This window comes from Shewanella sp. 0m-8, from assembly GCF_052977265.1.
The window spans coordinates 1-20,950 of record NZ_JBRIMB010000006.1; the positions used below are offsets into that span (position 1 = coordinate 1).

The 20,950-nt window shown below is 45.6% G+C and carries 13 protein-coding genes and 1 riboswitch; of the genes, 4 read left to right on the forward strand and 9 right to left on the reverse strand.

The window, feature by feature from the left end:
- The first annotated feature begins 372 nt into the window (after positions 1-372).
- Positions 373-1,449: a DUF5694 domain-containing protein gene (locus tag ACVBIO_RS04215; RefSeq protein WP_447172059.1), complete on the forward strand. Its 1,077-nt coding sequence runs from the start codon at positions 373-375 to the stop codon at positions 1,447-1,449.
- A 171-nt stretch (positions 1,450-1,620) separates the two neighbouring features.
- Here ACVBIO_RS04215 and ACVBIO_RS04220 read toward each other — a convergent pair whose 3' ends face one another.
- The 3 genes from ACVBIO_RS04220 to ACVBIO_RS04230 all read right to left on the reverse strand — a co-directional run bounded on the left by ACVBIO_RS04220 (position 1,621) and on the right by ACVBIO_RS04230 (position 4,844).
- Positions 1,621-1,971: a RidA family protein gene (locus tag ACVBIO_RS04220; protein WP_447172060.1), complete on the reverse strand. Its 351-nt coding sequence runs from the start codon at positions 1,969-1,971 to the stop codon at positions 1,621-1,623.
- Between the two features lie 44 nt (positions 1,972-2,015).
- A complete protein-coding gene (locus ACVBIO_RS04225) occupies positions 2,016-2,393 on the reverse strand; it encodes a hypothetical protein (RefSeq protein ID WP_447172061.1) in 378 nt (125 codons plus the stop codon).
- Positions 2,394-3,053: 660 nt separating this feature from the next.
- Complete coding sequence (locus ACVBIO_RS04230) at positions 3,054-4,844, reverse strand: flavocytochrome c (RefSeq protein WP_447160964.1); 1,791 nt, start codon at positions 4,842-4,844, stop codon at positions 3,054-3,056.
- 405 nt (positions 4,845-5,249) lie between these two features.
- Between ACVBIO_RS04230 and ACVBIO_RS04235 the strand changes: the two genes are divergently transcribed.
- Positions 5,250-7,268, forward strand: coding sequence for an ATP-binding protein (locus ACVBIO_RS04235; protein ID WP_447172062.1), 2,019 nt, complete (start codon positions 5,250-5,252; stop codon positions 7,266-7,268).
- A 72-nt stretch (positions 7,269-7,340) separates the two neighbouring features.
- Positions 7,341-8,723, forward strand: coding sequence for a sigma-54-dependent transcriptional regulator (locus ACVBIO_RS04240; RefSeq protein WP_447160962.1), 1,383 nt, complete (start codon positions 7,341-7,343; stop codon positions 8,721-8,723).
- A gap of 84 nt (positions 8,724-8,807) precedes the next feature.
- On the opposite strand, the gene ACVBIO_RS04245 is transcribed toward ACVBIO_RS04240, so the two are convergent.
- From ACVBIO_RS04245 to ACVBIO_RS04270, 6 genes are all read right to left on the reverse strand, one after another.
- Positions 8,808-10,070: a dicarboxylate/amino acid:cation symporter gene (locus tag ACVBIO_RS04245; RefSeq protein WP_447172063.1), complete on the reverse strand. Its 1,263-nt coding sequence runs from the start codon at positions 10,068-10,070 to the stop codon at positions 8,808-8,810.
- A 483-nt stretch (positions 10,071-10,553) separates the two neighbouring features.
- Positions 10,554-11,774 (reverse strand): phosphoenolpyruvate carboxylase, encoded by a 1,221-nt coding sequence (locus ACVBIO_RS04250; RefSeq protein ID WP_447160960.1) that lies wholly within the window; start codon positions 11,772-11,774, stop codon positions 10,554-10,556.
- Between the two features lies 1 nt (position 11,775).
- Positions 11,776-12,429 carry a hypothetical protein gene (locus tag ACVBIO_RS04255; protein WP_447160959.1) on the reverse strand — a complete coding sequence of 218 codons (654 nt, stop codon included), beginning with the start codon at positions 12,427-12,429 and terminating at the stop codon, positions 11,776-11,778.
- The gene (locus ACVBIO_RS04260) at positions 12,429-16,118 is read right to left on the reverse strand and encodes an ATP-binding protein (protein ID WP_447160958.1); all 3,690 of its coding nucleotides are present in this window, start codon (positions 16,116-16,118) and stop codon (positions 12,429-12,431) included. Before ACVBIO_RS04260 ends, ACVBIO_RS04255 begins: the two co-directional genes overlap by 1 nt.
- A gap of 424 nt (positions 16,119-16,542) precedes the next feature.
- Complete coding sequence (locus ACVBIO_RS04265; protein WP_447160957.1) at positions 16,543-17,913, reverse strand: alanine/glycine:cation symporter family protein; 1,371 nt, start codon at positions 17,911-17,913, stop codon at positions 16,543-16,545.
- Between the two features lie 207 nt (positions 17,914-18,120).
- Positions 18,121-18,254, reverse strand: a riboswitch (glycine riboswitch).
- 386 nt (positions 18,255-18,640) lie between these two features.
- A complete protein-coding gene (locus ACVBIO_RS04270) occupies positions 18,641-19,345 on the reverse strand; it encodes a DUF3581 domain-containing protein (protein ID WP_447172064.1) in 705 nt (234 codons plus the stop codon).
- A gap of 312 nt (positions 19,346-19,657) precedes the next feature.
- Here ACVBIO_RS04270 and ACVBIO_RS04275 point away from each other — a divergent pair, with 312 nt between their 5' ends.
- Positions 19,658-20,836, forward strand: coding sequence for a porin (locus tag ACVBIO_RS04275; protein WP_447160983.1), 1,179 nt, complete (start codon positions 19,658-19,660; stop codon positions 20,834-20,836).
- Positions 20,837-20,950 lie beyond the last annotated feature (114 nt).

The following is a 20,950-nucleotide window of genomic DNA, read 5'->3' on the forward strand; positions in this document are numbered from 1 at the left end:
GGCATTTTGATAAAACTTGCTTTGCATTCATGGCATTTACTCGTGGTAATTTTTGTTTGGCGATAAATTTGATCACCGAATGCCATGAATGTTCCTTATTATTTTGCCTATCTCATTATTTCTGTTTATCTTTTTGTGGGGATTCGTCAGACTCTGACCCATTTATTTCAATAAGTGACCTAAACCACACCATATTACGATGTGATTTTTGACTTATTTAATGAAAGTCAAAATATAAAAGCAGATATATATACTGTGAAACAGTGCATTTCCAACGTTTGTATGCACTTTACATCTTATCCAGCACTCTACGGTTTAAAACCCTAACCAAACCTCATATATTGTAAAAAACCCAATCAAGGAGGACTGTAGATGTGTAGATTTTTAGCCTTAATTATATGTCTGTTGATATCGCATAATATTTTTGCAAAGCAGCATATTCAAAGTTTAAATGCCAAAGCTAAACATAAAACAGAAGTCATGATCTTAGGGAGTGGACACCTCAATACAATTAAGGGTGAGCTAAACAGGGAAGATTTTGTCCCCGTCATCCAAATGCTAGAAACATTTAACCCTACCGCTGTCGCTATCGAATCACTAAGGGCTCAAGACATAATTACTATGCTCAATGGCCCAGAAGAGTATCAAGAAGTTTTATCACAATTTGTCGGTGATACACTTTTGTCATTAGCAGGAAAAGAGCAGAAAGCTTTAGGGATTTCAGCTAATGATGCGATTAACAAAATGAATAAATTGCTGGCTAAAAACCAGTTTAACCAGCAGAAAAGAATAGAGCTTATCAAGCTAGCTATAGCAGGCTACAACCGTGATACAGCAACCCTGAACTGGAATCTTTTAGATGCTAACATCCCTAATGATAGCCTTTCGAAAGAACTGAAAACATTTCTCAATAAGCAAACAAATCGTAACAACGAAATAAATGTCATTGCAGTCGAATTAGCTGAAAGACTTAACCTAAATCGTTTATATCCTATTGATGATCATTTAGACAAAGACATTTACGGTAAAGTCGTTAACGAGTTAATGCCGTCTTACCAAAAATCAACTTTTTGGGCAGAATTCCGCTCAAGCGAATATATAACCAAACCCGAGAAGTTAAAGTCTCAAGCACTGGAAACAGGAAATTGGCTGCCTCTGTTTTACTGGTTCAATAGCGAAGAGTATCAATCTGACGTAATCAATAAAGAATGGTTAGGCTTTGTAGATAAAGATTTGGAGCCTAAATCTGCACTGGCGAGGGTCGCCCTATGGGAGATACGAAACCTCAATATGGCTTCAAATATAATGCGGGTAGTCGCTGATCACGTTGGCGGTAAAGTTGTTATTATAATAGGAGCCAATCACAAGGTTTTCTTAGAGCAATACTTATCAAGTATGGTTGGCGTCAATATTGTGCAATTTGAGGATTATGCACCGATGAATCAATAGTTCAGGTAAATTAGACTATTGAGTTAGGCTACGTCCAACAACAAAAGTAGTTACTGACTCAGAGGCTCAACCTCCAATTCACTACTTTTGTCAGGCGCAGCCCGATGCATTACCAGTGAAAATCAAAGCGGCTTCTGTCGGCCAGCATTTAGGTTGATATCTTTGGTAAAGCTATTTTTTAACAGCTGTGACTGTAACTTCAATTAGAACATTTCCTTCCAATGCTACGCCTAGACATGCTCGTTGTGGCCAGTGCTCTGGATCCTCTCCTAGCCAATCACACCAAACCTTATCCATTCTGGGTTTATCAGCCATGCAGGCAATAAAAACTTGAGCACTCATAATGTGGTATTTATTAGAACCGAGCTCTTTCAAGTTATCATCTATCGTTTGAAGAGCTAACTTAGTTTGACCGCTTATCTCAAGCGATGTATCTGATGCGGTAGCAACTGTCCAAACTAAATCTTTATATGATGACGACTTATTCCTACCTTGATATATGCCACGCTTTCTTTCTATCATTTTCATCCCTAAGTTTAATCAGTATCCCTAGTAACTCGTTATTACTAAAACGTCGTATCTGCTACAGCATACATTTTCCATTTGCCTGATTTTTTCGTAAAAGCATAGAAGCCATGTACATGCTCTATTTTCGTTCCATCTTTGCGGCAACGTATTGCAGATGCAACAGCATGAGCATCCCCTTCATTAACAGCAGTCACTTCAAAACACCAATCTATGGAATGATCCCATTGCTTTTCGAACTTTAGTTCCTTGGGATTGATAGGATAAGAATCGCACATTTTTACTGCTCCACCTTTTATATACGCGAGAGGGTATTGCACTATTTTATCAATTAGCAATAAATCATTACTCTTAAAGCCTTCAACGTAATACTTCATATAAGCATCTGTTACTTCTGCCTTTAACTCATTAAATCTCATGCCTTTGCGCCTCACTACCAGCAATATTCACCTACAACGCTCTTCACACTACCCACTGCTGCATACTAATCAATTGAGGAAACTTCACGCACATCATTTTCAGCACTTTTGACTGACAGGCAACTGACTCAGCCTCTCGCCATTAAATTAGAATGTTTTCTAGATTCAGCTTCACAATTAAATGCCGAATGAAACTTAGAGACTCACAAAAAACACCCAATCCCCATCGGAGTTGCCGAAATACGTAGATGAAAATGCCGTGGAAGCATCATGGATGATGGTTCAGGCTCGGCGGGACATGGATGTCCCATCTGAGCCGTTAGGCAATTTTTATTGGAGCATGAGGATCAACAACTTCGTCGGGGCGTCATGGTGGATGCAAGGAGGATAAGGACGAGCAGTCCTCCTTGCTAGGGGGTGGGATGGAATCCCACGACGTTGGTCAGGCGCCGCCTGATGCATTGCCAATGTGGAGCGAAGCACCACGACCTTTATCACGCCTTTGGCATCAATCACTCTCAACTGAAATTGAGAAAACAAAAAAGCCTCCATCTATAAGATGAAGGCTTTTGTTTTCTAGTCTGAGGCTGAAACTTAACTCAAATCCCAACCCCGACTAACAATCTAAGATTAGTTTTTCTTAGACTAATTCTTTTTAGACTAATTCTTTTTAGAATAAGCCGCTGCATTCTCACCAGCCATTCTACCGAAGGTGACGATATCAGAGATAGCGTTACCACCTAGACGGTTAGCACCGTGAACACCACCAGTTACTTCACCTGCGCCATATAGACCTGGGATAACTTGCTGCTTCGCGTTCATAATTTCAGCTTTAGAGTCAATCTTCACGCCGCCCATAGTGTGGTGAACACCAGGAGTCACTTCGATTGCGTAGTAGTTACCTTCGTTAAGAGCACGAGGTAGGTTAGGACGTTCAAAGTCTGCATCCTTACCGCTCTTAACAAGTGTGTTGTAGCGTGCAACAGCTTCAGTTAGGTTCTTACCGTCAATACCTGTCTGCTCACCTAGTTTAACTAGCGAGTCAGCACTTGGTACAACACCTAGACCGATGTACTTATCAATCTTACTTAGCGACTTACGTACTGAGTCATCAAAGATTAGGAAGGCTGATTTGCCTGTTTGGTTCAAAATCGCTGCAGAAGCCTTATCACGTGTGGTGATTTCGTTGACGAAGCGCTTACCTTCACGGTTAACCAAGATTGCGCCGTTACCACGAACCGCTTCAGTAACCATCACACCACCTTTAACAGATAATGTTGGGTGAGCCTGAATGTACTGTAGATCTGTCATCGCCGCGCCAGCATTACCTGCTACGTCGATACCGTCACCTGTGGCACCAGGTTGGTTAGTTGAGATGAAGCCTTTTAACTTAGGATCAAGTTTTGATACACGCTCGTTGTTCTTAGCAAAACCACCTGTTGCTAGGATAACTGCGTCAGCTTTAATCCAGTAGTAACCTTTGTACATGCCTTTAACGAGTAGGCCTTTAACATTGCCTTTATCGTCTTTAAGAATTTCGATACCACGGGTGTTCATACGCATATCAACGTCACGCTTAACCGCGTTATCGTAAAGTACTTGGATTACGTGAGCACCCACACCTGCACCACCTGTTGGACGGTGTGAACGGTTGGCTGATGCGCCGCCCATACGACCTACGTCGTTAAGATCTGCGCCCATTGCGGTTAACCAATCAACAGAACCTTTAGAGTGTGAAGTGAGTACTTCAACTAGCTCTGGCTCGTTTAGGTCACGACCACCTTTCATAGTGTCTTTGTACATAGACTCAACACTATCTTTAATGCCTTTTGCTTTTTGCTGATCAGTCCAAGCGGCGTTCATGCCACCTGCTGCAAGCTTAGCGTTACCGCCAATAACAGGTTCTTTTTCAATTAGAATCACTTTAGCGCCGTGATCAACTGCAGATACCGCTGCAGAGAAACCTGCGCCACCTGAACCGACAACAACGACATCAACGGTGTCACGTGGTGCTGCAGCAAGGGCTGCTTGACGATCTTCAGTGTCTTTTAATAACTCATCGATGCTTGGCTCATGACGTTCCCACTTCTTAGTGTAAGGCATGTCAAAGTCGAAGCTATGGCAAGAGTCACAGTAGACCATCGATTTTTCGTGAGCGCTGTGACAAGAAGTACAAGCCACTTCGCCAGGGAAATGAGAGTCATGGGCATTGTAGTGCTCATGTTTAGTTTCTTCAGCAACTTCAGCGAGTGTACCGTGGCAAGCTACACACTGTTCATTCTCGTAAGTTAAGCTGTCGTTTGAAAGCTCACCATCTGGCATGTGGCAGCTATCACACTCTTGGTTTTCACCGTGGAATTCTGCCAAGTTGTCTGCCGCAATGGCGTTAGACATAAAGCCTGCTGAGCCGAGAAGTGTTGCAATACACACTGCTTTTTTAAAGTTTTTCATCTCATTTCCTCGCCTTTTTATTGCTGTTCTTAGCAGCGCAAAAAGCTATCACGTTATATACGACAGTCATAAACGCTGTCTTAAATACTCAATTCGAGGTAATTGTCTGCCTATTGCGTTAAGGCATCAACTGCATGTACCAAGTAGCTAGAGAAACTGAACACTCGATCACAGCTTGTAAAAGCGGCCATGCAAACATGCATAACCTGATAGGCAGTTATGCAAAAATGCATAAGACTAGGTTAACAAGATCACAAACCGGCCAAACTCAAAAGCTAAAGATGCTTACAATGATAAAAACCTGATAAACCAAGGGTTCGGTAGCACTTAAAGCCAGTACGTATTGCTTTAAAAGCGAGAAACCCCGCACAGTTATGCTGCATAAGCTCATGCTAAGATTCAAATATGAAAACATTTGTTAACTTAGTTTGCAGTCTTTGCACTCTCTACATATTAGCACTCTCGCAGCCGTTGCATGCTGAAGAGCCACACCTTAAGCAAAACATCGTCTTTGGGGTTCATTCAAAAACTGCGCCGCTAGAGTGGCGTAACAACGGTGTCGACCAAGGCTTTAATCTTGAGTTAATGGACCGCATCGGCCAGCTCACAGGTAAACGCATTGTCACCCGCCGCAAAAGCTTTCAACAACTGCTCAATGATGTACATAATCCAGATTCATTAATTGATGTGATTGCGGTTGTGAGCCCGATTAGCATCGACAGAGAGTTGAGCCAGTCAGACCCTATTTACGCTACCCATGCCAAAGCGTATACCCTGCAAGGTAAGTCATTTATTAATGGCTGGGCTGATCTAGTAGGTAAACGTGTCGCCATTAAAAAAGGTGCGTTTGTCGATGTGTATATTTCAGGAAAAAAGCAGGACTTTACCCGCGTCGATGTCGACCTGTATGAAACCGGCTTTCAAAAGCTGATAAAAGGTGAAGTCGATGTGGTCATCGCTGAGAACTTCGTGGCTAGACGTTTAATGCCACTGTATCCATCAGTCCGTAGCTCAAGTGATCCGCTTATTTATGGCGCCTTCAACTTTGTGAGTAACCATAAGAATGATGCGCTGATGGCTCAGATAAATGATGCCCTCAGACAATTAAAGCTATCGGGTGAGTACGACCGCTTAGTCAATAAGTGGTTTGGTACTGGCCGCGAGAAAGTTGATCTGAACTCCGCTCAAAAAAGAATGTTATCGTTAGCCATCTTTGTCAGCTTGCTCTCTGCCGTCGGTATGCTACTCACCGGCTTTATCAGTCTTAGCCTACGTAAGCGTTCTAAGGCGCTTAAAAAAGAGCTAGCCCAGCGCAAAAAAGCCGAGTTAGCCATATCTAGCCTATCGAAACAGTTCCAGTCAGTGCTCGACGGCATTCCCCATGGTGTGACTCTGTTTAACCAAGACGGCGAATGCTTATGGAGTAATGACAATAATAACGACCTACTGACAAACCCTGAGTTTCACTACATTGATGGCGAAACCTTTAACTTGAGCCATGCGCTATCTGGCGCACTAGCTGAGCAAAAATCGCAAACCGCAGATATGCAGATCAACAACCAGTATTGGCAGTTGCAGTTACACCCTATCAGCAAACTACAGGTGGTAATTCTGCTAGAGGAAGCCACTGAGCAGCATAGGCTACGCCAAGCTAATGATGAAGCCAGCCGCCTGGCATCCCTCGGTGAACTGTCGGCGGGTATTGCCCACGAAATTAATAATCCTACCGGGATTATCGTCCACGCTATCGCCTTTATTAATGACGCGCTAAAGGATCTTTCTGAGGCCAGCAACCATTATCAGAAGCAGAACCCGTTTTGGACAGTGGCAGGCTTGCCTCCAGACTCTGCAATGGGCGAACTTGAGTTAAGTGGCCAGTCTATTCACGAGGGAGCAGAGCGGATAAGTCGCATTGTTAACGATCTCAAACGTTATGCCTTACCGAGCCTAGCCAACGAATATCAGCCAATTAGCCTTAATGAAGTAGTAGCGGTATCGCTGCGCCTTACAGCCAACCAGACTAAGATATTTAATGTCACTACCGACCTGCTAACTCCCTCACCTGTTGTTATGGGTGATGCCCAGCAGCTACATCAAGTGCTGATTAATCTTATCCAGAATGCCTGTCATGCCATAAGGCAGGACGCAGAGTGCTATGAATGCGGCAATCACATCGATATCAAAACCTGTGTAGAGCAGAGCCATATCTGCCTTGTCATTAGCGATAAAGGAGTCGGTATGGATAGAGCAACATTACAAAGAATTACCGAGCCCTTCTTTACCACCCGCCGCTCAAGTGGTGGCACTGGACTGGGCTTATCGGTGTGCAGCCGCATCATCAAAGAACACAAGGCCGACATGCAGATCAGTTCACGTCTTGGCGAAGGGACTGAGATTAAAATTCGCTTTCCGTTGGAGTACTAATTTCTTCATCAATACACCTTGAATTGAAAGCCACTGGGCTCTAGAACAGATATTTAATAGGATTGGTATCAAATGAAACTTGCTAGAAATATTCTTCTTGTTGACGATGAAGCCTCTTGGCTTAGAACGCTTTCTATCACGCTTAACCGCTTAGTACCGGAAGCGAAAATTGATACCTGCGTCGATAGCCGCCAGGTGATGAGTCGATTGCAGACCGGTGACTACGCCCTTGTGCTGCTCGATCTGACCATGCCATTTCACTCCGGCGAAGACTTACTAGAGATGATCCGTAGCGAGTTTCCTAAAACACGAGTGTTGATAGTCACAGGTGTGAACGAAGTTGACACTGCCGTGCGCTGCATTAAAAACGGCGCGTATGACTACTTTATTAAAACCGATAACGTCGACGACCTTGCCCGCACAGTGCGCCGCGCATTAGAAGTGGTTGGCCTTGAGCGGAACTACTTAAGGATTAAAGAAAGCTTTTTAAGCCGTACCTTAAATCGTCCCGAGGTGTTTAATAATATTCTCACCTGCGAGCCAGCGCTGCTTGACCAATTCCGCTATCTTGAGGCGGTCGCCTTAAGCCCTGAACCGATTTTAATTCAGGGTGAAAGTGGCACAGGTAAAGATGAATTTGCCAAATCGTGCCATCAGCTTATTTGTGCTGATGCGCCGTTTATTAACGTCAACTTAGCCGGTATTAGCACCTCAGCCTTTGAGCTGCAGTTATTTGGCCAAATTCATACTCAGGACGATGGCCAGATCAGTGCTCAAGCGGGGGTATTGCACCAGGTGCAAACGGGCTTACTCTATTTAAATGAAATTGGTGACTTGCCAATTGAAGCTCAAGCTAAACTTGTGGATGTGATTGAGCATAAACAGTATTACCCAATCGGTAGCGACAGAGCCTATCCGGTAATGTGTAAAATCATTACCTCGACCCAGCATGATCTGCTTGCACTTAATCAAGCGGGGAAATTTAGAAGTGATCTTTTATATCGCCTACGATCACACACAATCAAACTGCCACCATTGAGACAGCGTAAGCTAGATCTATCTATGCTTATCAATCACTTTATTAGCTTAGCAGCGAAGGATATGGGGCTTTCAGAGCCGCAACAACCCAGCTCACTGGCGCAGCAGTTATCGGAATACGATTTTCCTGGCAACTTGCATGAGCTTAAAGGCATGGTGTTTGATGCGGTCAGTCGCAGTGACGGGATCTCTCTTAATATCACCCCGTTTATGGAAGCAATGAACCTCAGCAAACCGGCTAATACGTCTGATAGCGACCAGTTTATCTTCCCTAAGAATTTGCCGACATTAGCACAGATGAGCGATGCGTTAATTCACGAAGCCTTGAACCGCACCGCTAACAATCAAACTGCAGCGGCGCAAATGCTTGGCATCAGCCAAAGCGCGCTAAGCCGGCGCATCACTAAAGAAAAGTAAGCAGCTTCTATGCTGTAAACTGAACACAAAAATGCCAGCAAATTGCTGGCATTTTTTATCCTGAAATAGCGGTTCTAGTGCAGTTTAAGCTTGAGCTTGAGTCTGAGCTGCTGCGACCTTAGCCTCGCTGCTCTTTTCTGTTTCATCAACGATGGTCAAAACAGCAGTGTCACCCACCACGTTACAAGAGGTCAGTACCATATCGATTAAACGGTCAAGTGCTGCCACGATTGCGAATGCTTCGATAGGTAGACCCATCTGATGAATAAGCACCCCAATCATCACCATGCCGCCACCGGGTACGCCACCTGCGCCAACTGACAGTAAGAAAACACTGAACATCAATGCTGGTAGCTGCTCCATTGAAATTGGTGCGCCGAACGCATTAGCCACAAAGAAGATAGCAATCGTGATATAAATCGACACGCCGCCCATGTTCATGGTTGCGCCGAGAGGTACACCAAAGCCTGCCACTGCGCGGCTCACACCCAGCTTTTCGGTAAGCGTACGCATAGTCACTGGGATAGTGGCGTTTGAGCTCGCAGTCGACAGTGAAAACAAGATTTGCTCGCGGGTCTTAGCGCGAAACTCTTTTGCTGAAACTTGTGTGAACATGCCAACGGCAAATGGATACACTACGAAAATCCACAACAACAATAAGCCTAAGATCAACGCCAGATATTCAACCACACTGCCAAATATCGCCGCTTCTAGTGTTGCACCAAGCTTTAACATCAAGGCAAACACACCGATAGGGGCTAATTGCATCACGACGCTAATCAACTTCATCATGATCTTGTTAGCAACTTGAAAGCCATTTACCGCGCTTTGCGCCGCATCGCCTAAGGATTTAATCACGCCACCAAGTAGCAGCGCCATAAAGATAACCTGTAGCATGTTACCCGAGCTAAATGCCGCAACGGGGTTGCTCGGCACTATGCTCACCACTAAATCTACAAGGTTAGGTAGCTCAGTGGCGACAATATCGACACCGCCGCCACTGGACATATCGACGCCTTTACCAGGAGCAAGCAATAACGCCACCCCTAATGCCGCGACAATAGCCACTAGAGTATTGATGATGTAAAAACCGAATGTTTTACCGCCTAGGCGGCCGAAGCTGTTGAGATCCTTAAGCTCGCACACACCGCAAACGATACTGACGAACACTAACGGTACCACTAGCATCATGATCATATTAACGAACATGGTGCCTGCGCCTGAGGCCAAGTCAACGATAGTGCCAGAGAATAAGCTGATATCAGCGAGGAAGTATTGGATGATAGAGCCAAAAATTAGCCCTGAAAATAGACCGATAAAGATCCGAGTCGAAAGTGATTTAGTCATTTGCTTGCCTTATTAGGACATGTCTTAACGCATGCCTTCTATTGCCTTCAATTTTGATGAATTATAGGTTTTCATCTCTATGTGCCAAGGATAGTGAAACATGCTGGCAAAAATTTCAATCAAAATGGCATAATAAGTTTTTGATACAGGCAGGTAACCACTCAGCACAACAGCAATCAAACCATTGATAAGCAACGCTTTTCACCAACCACAAAACACGACTTAAATTTCACAACTTTTACACCAGCAACATATCCGCATCATTTTCCACACAGAAACTTAAAAACAGAATAGTCAAAAATGTCACCAGAAATCCATATGAAAGAGCAATAAACTATAAAATACCACACACACAGCACGATACCGCCACCCCGAGACAATAACACCGACTAATGCTCATAAAAAAAGCACCTTAAAAGGTGCTTTTTATTAAGCTGTTTTGCGGCCTATTAGGCTTGCTTTAGCCTTGATTTAGACTGGCGATTACGCCAACCACAGCTCCACATCCTTAATGATGAAGTTACCGCTATACACAGGGTCTGGCTCACCGATATGCTCAAGCTCGAAGTAGCTACGATGCTCTTCTGGCAGGCCCTCATAACCGCAGATCACCTGATACAACCATGATTCTCTATCCCAAGGCAGACCATGCTCATCGAGGTAATCCAATGCTGACTGGCTCTTGCCCGAGTCGATTACGGCACAGAAATAGCCATCTACCGCTATCTTGAGCGGGTTATCGGGAATATCGAAATCTTCCACCTGGGTCAAATCTACTGAGACATCTTGCTCACGCATAACGCCAACATCATTTAAGCGGTCGATACGTTTAATATTTGAGACTATCTCTAATAACTCAGGCTCTAAGCTATGGTTTTGTACATCTACTGCCGCAGGCGCAAGAAGTGGCTCAGCGATATTAAACAACGCCGGGAGCTGCTTGTGGCTAACGTGATCTGCAGGGCGATAATCAGGGTGTAAGTCGGTATACAACAACCAACCTTTTAGCAATCGAGTACGGCCCCGAATTTGGCGAAAACGCCCAAGCAATTCAAGTAAACGTGCCTGCACAACACTAAGCTCTTGAGTACAGTCACTTAAGGTTTCTTGCAAGGTGGTAACCAGCAGCTTTCTAAGCTCTCGAATATCGCCAGCGATCTCACCGAGCTCACTAAACTGGAACATCTCAAGGCCATTTAGCAGCTCAGATACCTGGCTCTGAGCTAACTCATTTTCGCGGATTTTCGCGTTAATGCTGCCTACATAGCCAAATTCGTTGTTGATGCGGCTCCACAGCACACGAATTGAGTAACGTAGACCATCGGCAAAACTGTAAACATGTTCACTTAAGTCGGCAAGGTAAGCCTCAGAAGCTGCAAAGTCGACATTATGACGCGCCTCTTTATAGTGAGCAGCCAAGGTTTTAATGGTCGCCAGTGACGAGCCAACATTAGAGTCAATCTGACGATTACGCTCATCGCTCAAGGCTTCCTCAAGCAAGGCTCGCACCGAACGCTTAAGGCGCAGCTCCTGCTCAGGCTCTGGTCGCCACAAGATATCGCTTTTCTGTAGCTTATCGATGGCGCCAGCGTTGCTCTCATCAATCGAGACCGAGCCTGACAAGTAAACGTCCATCACCAGCTCTGCATGGCGTCCAAGCTGTTTTAGCAGCTTAACACCAGCTTGGTGTAAGTTACTGCTCATATTAGATCAGATCCCTTTGCGTTGCGGTCTCGGCCTGCGCTTCAAGACTTAAGCCTTCGGTCTCATCGATAAAGCGGATCACTTCATACAGGTAATCGAGCTTACCGGTGGCGATATAAATTTGCTTCTCACTGTTAGGGCGAGTCAGATAACCTAGCTCGACCAAGCGCTTAAACACTAACTTTATCTGTGCATCTACATTGGTACTGGTAGAGCCAAACAGGCGGTAGTGACTGATTTTTGCTAACTGCTCACGAAATGCTGGCGTGTCTTCAATGCGGGTTTGCAGCTCAGTTAAACGCACCGCAACACCTTCAGAAAGCGGGGCGTCTTGGCCACTGCCCTCTTGCACTAACACTAGCCACTCCACCAGCGGGATAAGCGCATTACAGATATCTTTAAACTGCGATGAAATGACTTTACGCTCGCTATCACCTAGCTGCTGATAACCACAGAAAAACACTTCGCCTTCACTGGCAGAGCCGATAGTACGGTTGATCTGGTTAAGGTAGTTTTCAACATGTTCACGAGTCGACGGGCTTTTAAGTGCGCGCCAACCGTCTTCATCAGTGGTGCGGCAGATAAACTGACCTTTAAGTAAACGCTCGATCAGGGCGCTAGTCCCTACAATGGCGGTTTCGGTTACTTGGCTCATTACACGGCCTCCTGAGTGCGTCGCTGATTAAGTTTATCGGCGATAGGATTAACTTGAGGCTTAACCACCTGCAGTTTCTTAGTTTGTTTATTGATGATGTAACGGTTAGCAAACAGGCTCAACACCTCTGACTCTGGGTTCGGAAACGCGCCCAGTACTGAGATGTTGTTGTTCTCACAGGCATCAAAAATCTTCTTCACGTTACCGTGGTGCAAGGTACCTAGCTCATCAATCGGCCAGTGAATGGTCACCTCGGCGCGGCCACGAAGCAGACGGGTAAATGCCAGTAAGAACTTACACAAAATCAAGTAAGCCATACCGTGACTCGATGATTCATTTAGCTGTCTGTCGGTTCGAATAATCAAATCGCTATTGCCCTCTTTTAGGCGCAATTCAATCTCTAGCAGCTTAGCAATGCCACCTGACAGTGCTGCGCGGCCGATAATGTCTAACGCGCGGCGCATGCTGTTGGTGTAATCCTCGCCCGGTAAGTCATTAAAGCCATCGGCTTTCCAGCGCTTAAACGCCTTAACAAACTGCTCCAGCTCAGGCCAGAACTCAAGCTCACTAATGCGTGAACGAATTCTAACGGCTGATTCTGATACGCCGTCAAGGAACAGTTCTTCACCCACCTCGCGTGTAATACGCGCACTTTGTGAGGCGATACGGCGGTCGATATCGGCGAGTACATCGTAGAAGGCCGTTAAGTCGACACCAAAAATTCGCCCTTGCTCACGTAGCGCCATAATCGATTGCGGCACCATCACGTTCAGCAGCTGCTCTAGCTGTGGCACCAACTTGCGGTAATCGATAATGCGAATGCCTTTGTCATTAACAAAGCTTGATTCTTCACGGGCGCGCTCCCAGGTCTCTGATAAACCTGAACCTGATTTGCTGGCGATCACTGAGTCAAAGTGCTCAACATATTGCTTAACTGAGCCCATCATAGAATCACGCTTAAGCAGTTGGTCTTCACCTTGACGCAAACGCTCAGACAGGCTGCCCTGTGCATCATCATTATTTGGCGGTAGCTTAAGCTCGCTCAGTTTACGCATCACGCTGCGCAGTTTAGTTAAGTTCTCCGATGCTTCAATTTGCACCGCATCAGAGCGCTTACGCTCACCATCTAGCTCGTTACGCTTAGCTTTAACTTCGTTAGCTTTACTCTTTAGCTGTTGCTCTAGATCTAGGCTGGCATGTTTAACTTTGCTCAGCTCAGATTGTAGCTTTGGCTTACGTTTAAGCCAGGTGTGCTGATACCAGTCTTCGTAACGCAATACTTCGCTACGGCGCTGCTCGGCTTTACTGATATTGCTTTCTAGCGTGCGGATCTCCGCTTTTAGGGCAACGATTTTGGCTTCGTCGACACCACGAGACTTAAGCTCATTCTTGTACCACTGCTCACAGGCTTTTTGCTCGCTTGCAGCGTGATCTCGGCGGTTTTGAATATTGGCTTTCACTTGCCCAAGTTGATTGTCTAATGCGCCAACCACTTCTTGCCAGTAAGCATTTTTCTCCATGCGCGCTTCAAGCGCTTGCTCTTTTTGCTCTGCAAGCCACTCCTGCTGCTGGCTTTGCAATTGCTTGATATCACTATCGATACGGGCAAGTTGCTTTTGCGATGCTGCTTTGCGCTCATTCAGCGCTTGGTTAATCTTTTCTTGCTCGGCGCGCTTGTCATCAAACAGGCGACGCAGATCATCACGGCTATTCTTATAAGCCGTACGGGCAAACGTTAGCTCGCGCAGCAGGTTATCCAGCTCAGTGTTGCTAGCAACTAAGATATCTTCCGCTTCCGCTTGCAGCTCTTTAGCGCTGGCTAACATCTCTTCGGCAGCGGCGTGCTTAACTCTTAGCTCTTGCTCTGAAGCGGCATATTCTGGCGCGTCGATAGCTTTTAAGTCGAGTGCAATGCCGTATAGCGCTTCTAGGTTGTCGCTGTTTAACTTATCGCTAATTAGGCTTGGGTGTAGATCGCTACGGTGCAGTAGCTCAGAGTTAATCACCTTACCTAAGGTGTTTTCCCAGCCGTTAGCTTCTTTACGTAAAAACTCCAGCAAGGTATGCGACTGCGGGAACAAAATATGTTGCAGCTCTTCAAGCTCACTTTGGCGCTCGGTGACTCGAATACCGGCGACACGCAGGCTCTCGTTGGCTTGATCGCGCTTGGCCCTAAGCTTACGCTCCTCGCTCGATAGGCGATCGACTTTAGCATTGCAGGCCTCTTGATTTTCATCCGCGCCAGATATGCGCTCATCAAATACCGCAAGGGCAAGCTTTTCATCTTCTGAGTAAGTCACGCTGTCGACGCGAACCTTAAGCTCAGCAGCAGAGACTTTGAGCTGGTAGGCTTGCTCGCTAAATTGGGCCTGGCCTTTTTCGGTCGATTCACGCCACTCTTGCTCAAGCTCAGCAAGCTCACTGCGGCCCACCTCTCTTTGCTTATCGCGCGACTCTCGCAGGCTATCTTGCTCTTGATGCAAGTTTTCTAGCTCACGGTTAAGGCCTTCGCCAATCTTGCTGCGACGGGCGTTATAAGCCGCCTCAATATCTTGATGCTTTTCAGTTTGTAACTTATGACGCTCGCTTAGGTTCTCTAAACTGCCGCGCCAGCTCGGTAGCTGCTCTAAATCTAACTTAGCTTGTTCAATGTCGGCGTCTTGGAAGTTAGCATGCTGATCTTCAATTGAGTCCAGCTCATGCTCACACTTAGCCACGTCACCTTTGGCGGCTGACAAGTCGAGGTTAAGTTCGTCGCGCTGCTCTTTCCACTCATCATCTAACTGACGCAACTGAGCATTTAAAGCTTTAGACAGGTCTTGATGATGCTCCTGGCGCTCAATTTCTGTGGTTTCGTCTTTGCTATAACCACGACGTAGGCTAGCTAGGCGCTGCTCGGTACTGAGTAATTGGTTAAACTCTTGCTCCAGCTTTTCAAACTCTGGGCGAATTTGCTCAAACCCCTGGATAAGCTGACTCTCACGGATCCACGCTTCAACACGTTGTGGATTAAGGCGAGAGCTAGGCGGATTAACACCGTCCTCTTCTAAAATGGCTGCGATCATTGATTTGATCGTTTCCATCTTGCCCTCTTTCGAGTGCACCGCTTTAGCCAGTTTTTCGATATGGCGCAGTGAATGCTCAGCTTCACACAAGGAGAACTGGCGCGCATAGTTGCGCAGTTCATTGCGATTACTGCCGGTGCTTAATAGCGCGCGATCATTCTGGATAATGGCGCGATATTCGCGAGTATTGAGCAGATTAGTTACCGCCACACCTGCGCGCTTCATCTCACGGCCAAGTTCAGCCATGGTGTAACACTGAATGCTATCCCCCTGTTTTGTCTTGATGTAATCCTCAAGCTCAAACCCCTTCGCAATAAAGCGGTAATTAACCCCTTTACCATCACCCGCAGAAGCGAGCACAGCCTGATAAGCGAGGCCGTCAGACTTGATGTATTCATAAATGATGTAGCTTGAATCATGAGGCAAGTACCAGCGCTCAAAGCTGTCACGGGTTGATGGCACCACTCGACTCGGGTATTCACCATAAAAAACCGGTACCAACCGCTGTAGGGTAGTTTTACCCGATGCGTTAGTGCCGCAAATATTGGTGTGGCCATCCAGAGCCAGTTCTACCACGCCAGGTAGATGAGTATCGATAAGTATGATGCGATTTAAGCTTGGCATTGCATTCCTTAATCCAAACAGAGCCGTAACAGTAAGCGCTATGGGCTTACATTAAGCTAAAAATGTCAGGTCTAATGTTAGGGCTATAAAAAATTTTGATGGTCACTAAATTAAAGGAAAGCACCGCGCTTGGCAATCGTGTCTAAGCGACAAAAGAGGCGGTTTGCTGTAATTTTGTGACCAAGTATCTGAAGCGAGATCATACGCCATTTTTGGGTATTTAGATGCTCAATCAATCGGCAGTTAACAAGCGACGCCATTAGCGAGAAACTTAAACTGACAACCAATAAAAAACCCGTCTCACTAATGATAAGACGGGCTCGAATTTTGACTTTGGCTAAATTACTGAACTCTTTACAAAACGCTGCAGTTAAGCACTTTTTTGTTCTTGTTAGCGCTAAGCATTACTGAGTGTACGAGTCACTTAAGCCAGCGAGCTTTGCGTTGCTAAGGCTTGCTGCTTAGCAAAATACTTGCGCGTCTCTTTTAAGATCACGTGTCTTAAACCTAAAATTGCAATCAAGTTGGGAATAGCCATTAAACCGTTAACGGTATCAGCCAGCATCCAGATAAGATCTAAGTGAATAAAGGCACCACCAGCAATCAAGGCTAGAAAGGTAAATTGATAAAGCTTAACGCCCTTCTCACCAAGACGACTACCGGTTAGGTAATACCAACAGCGCTCGCCATAATAATGCCAACCTAAAATGGTGGTAAAGGCAAAACAAACCAGCGCAATAGTCACCACGTATTGACCTACGATTGCCGAACCTCCCGCTGCAAATGCCGCGCTGGTCATAGCGGCACCTGCGGTATCACCACTCCATACGCCGGTAATGATCAGCACAAGCCCTGTCATGGTACAGATCAATATGGTATCGAAGAAAGTCCCCGTCATGCTTACCAGACCTTGCTCAACCGGTTCGTTGGTCTTAGCCGCTGCAGCTGCAATCGGTGCGCTCCCCAGGCCTGACTCATTGGAGAACACGCCGCGAGCAATACCAATTTGCAGCGCCTGCGCAACGGTTGCACCAAGGAAGCCACCCGCTGCCGAGATAGGCGTAAAGGCTGAATGGATCACTAACTCAAACGCTGGCATGATCTGATCTGAAAAGGTAAACAGCACCCACATGCAGGCAAGTACATATCCCAGCGCCATCGTCGGCACCAGCTTTTGCGCCACGTTCGCGATGCGCTTAACACCGCCCAATGTCACCGCTGCAACCATTAAGGTAAGAACGACCGCGGTCACCCAGGCTGGCACGTCAAAGGCGATCGTCATGGCATCGCTAATCGCGTTAACTTGCGCAAAGGTACCAATACCAAAAAACGCGACACCCACACCGAAAATAGCGAAGATTTGAGCGAGCCACTTAAGGCCGAGACCACGCTCGATATAGTACATTGGACCACCGGCGATATTACCTTTTGCATCTGTGGTGCGGTATTTCACCGCCAGCATACATTCGGCGTACTTGGTTGCCATGCCAAAGAAGGCGGCAAGCCACATCCAAAAAAGTGCCCCGGGGCCGCCAATCTTAATCGCGGTGGCCACACCAACAATATTACCGGTACCAATAGTTGCCGATAGCGCGGTACATAAGGCAGCAAAAGAGGATAAGTCGCCCTTACCACTTGCAGGCTTAAACAATAAACCCAGCGCCATAGGCAGCTTAAAGACTTGAATAAGTTTGAGTCGAACTGTGAGATAAAGACCGGTACCGACCAATAGGCAAAGGGTAACAGGTCCCCAGACTATGGCATTGATATCGGCTAAAAGCGCGTGAAAATTCATGGTATTCCTCGAGTATTAAACAACAAAACTCTCTAAATAAGAGTTATTAATAATCGGAGGAGGAAAAGAAATGGCTGTTGCACATCACAGGCGTTTGCAACGAGCAATTGAGTCTAGCTAACATTACTAAACGTAAGTTAGGTAGAAAAAGGCGCAGCGACAAACGACAGTGACTGGTGTATGTGGTTAATATTAACCAACACAGTCATCCTCTCCTCTGTCCTTTTGCCTGAGCGTTTCGCGTTTACTCAGTGTATAGAGTAAACACTTTCGCCTTCGGCGCTGTGTGACAATTAAGCTTCGAACACTTAGCTGCTCACAGTCTCTCCAGAGGCTCGTCCAGTAACAGTCCTCACCACTATGTGGCACCTGAAAGAGTGCTTTGTTAACTGCCATTAGCAATAACAAAGTTGCCTCGTCGGTGTGGGGTTACTCCCCACTCTCCTGCTACCTTCATCCGAACGGATCCCAATCCTTGTCTAACCATTAGGGTCAGCAAGTGATGGGGACACGTAGAATGCGCCCTCTGCGCGCTGGCATCAAGTGAGCTTAGTCACATTTTTAAGGTTAACCGTTCATTCGAGCGCTTTTAAATCAAGCTGGCGCTATTTTGTTCTAAAACCACAAAGCTAAAAAACATAAAAGCCACTCAAGCAAGTTAGCTTAAAGTGGCTTAAAGCAGGTATATAAAGCGCAGTTTTAATACCAAGTCGTATAAAAAGCTAACTTAGCCGAAGGCGATTCTGCGGCTTTCATAGGCATCAAACATCTTCTGCGCGGGCTCATCTTCGTATGGGCGCAGACCACTCATGACCAAGGTTTTAACCCCGGTACCGACTACGGTATCACCACTGAGTAGCTCAAAGGTTAGCGTCACATCGCCGCGTTTGCCTTCGATCGCTAGCTCTTGCTTAACCAGAGACAAGCTTACCTCGTTAAAATCTAGGGTGGTTAAATCAAAAGACATGCTCTCGTAGATCACCAAGGGGCGAGCAGGGTTAATCATCATCTGCTGCTGCTTCATCATAGGCACCAAAATGTGCATAAAATTAAGACCTGAGAACGCCACATATTTACGAATAAATGACTCTATCTGTGTCTCGCACTGACGCACATCACCGCTTCGATGTACTTCCAGATAACGTTTATCTTTGTCATCTCGGATATCAAAGTCTTCAGCAACAGCTGCAGGAAACTGCAACTTGACACCATCGCCAACCATACCGGCAAAGTTGAAGGTCATTTTCTGGCTTAAACCATACTCATTAAGCACTAAGGCGAATAACAGGTCGCCAGGAACACAAAAGCGTTTGGCAGCAACATCATGAATTGGATTAAAATCTTGCGCGACGATTTTGGCAAAATCACTCGCCTGCTGAGGAGTGATAGATACAGATTGATTTTCTCTTTTAAAATAAGAACTTAGAAACATATTCACTCAAAAATCTATTTAGCCATAAAAATGACCAGACAGTGTATACCAAGATTCAATTTTCACTCACCCGATGACTTGGTGAATGCCGATGAAATGAACCTGCACCGTCGAACAGAATTTTTTAGTCTAAATAAAGCCTCCCTCTAACCCCATGAATAAAAATTAAAAAAACCACAAATCGCCCAAAAAACTCCCAATAAAACCCAACTCAAACACAAACCTGAATGAGAATAGTTTGCATTATGATAAGCAATTGATACAATCTGCGACAAATAAAGCAAATTGATTTAACATTTGGGGAATGAAATGATGAAAAAAACCTTACTTGCCACAGCGCTAGTTGGCATGTTTGCGTCTCAAACTGCCGTTGCAGCCGATGATTCAGCAGAACTACGAAAAATTATCGAACAACAACAGCAAGTACTTCAAGATCTTGAAAAACGTCTCGACGAAACAGAAAAGCGTGTTGAACAAACTGCTGACGTTGTTGAAGAATCAGTCTCTGTATCGGTCACTGAAAGTTCGACGACTATCGGTGGTTATGGTGAGCTTCACTACAACAACATTACTGATAACAAAACTGGTAACGATAAGAAGTCCATCGATTTTCATCGCTTCGTATTATTCTTTGGCCACGAATTCACTGAAAATACACGTTTTTTCTCTGAGCTAGAAATTGAACACGCTCTATCGGGTAACGATAAGCCTGGTGAAGTTGAGCTAGAGCAAGCTTATATCGAGCATGACTTCAATCAAATGTTCACAGGTAAAGCGGGTCTATTCCTCATCCCTGTCGGCATCATTAACGAAACTCACGAGCCACCAGCATTTTACGGTGTTGAGCGTAACCCTGTTGAGAAGAACATCATTCCAGCAACATGGTGGGAAGCAGGTGCACTGCTAAATGTTAAAGCCGCTCCAGGCCTTGTATTTGATGGTGCTATCACTTCAGGTCTTAAAGTGGATGACACTTATAATATTCGTGGCGGCCGTCAAAAAGTTGCTAAAGCAGACGCCTCTGATCTTGCTTACACCGCCCATGTTAAATACACAGGTGTGACCGGTTTAGAGCTAGCAGCAACTGCGCAGTATCAATCTGATTTAACTCAGGGCGCTGCTGGCGTTGATAATGCCGCGGCGACATTACTGACAGCACATGCTATCTATTCTATTGAAGCGTTCACCGTTAAAGCACTGTATGCACAGTGGGATATAGACGGTAAAGAAGCAAAAGCCCTTGGTCGTAACGAGCAAAACGGTTGGTACATTGAGCCGTCTTACCGCATCAACGAAAGTTTTGGTGTGTTTGCTCGCTATAACGAATATGACAACAATGCGGGTAATAACGAAGACACTAAAATTGAGCAAACTAACGTAGGTATCAACTACTGGTTGCACGAGAACGTAGTGTTTAAAGCTGACTATGAAACCGTGGGCGGCGCTAAAGATGCTGACGGTTTTAATTTAGGTGTTGGCTACCAGTTCTAAGCTAAACAGCCCGCTCCCAATGACGTTAGCTCCAATGACGTTAGCTTCTGTGGGATTAGCTTTAACAACGTTAGTTTAAATGACGTTAAGCTAATGCAGGCTGTTACCAAAAGA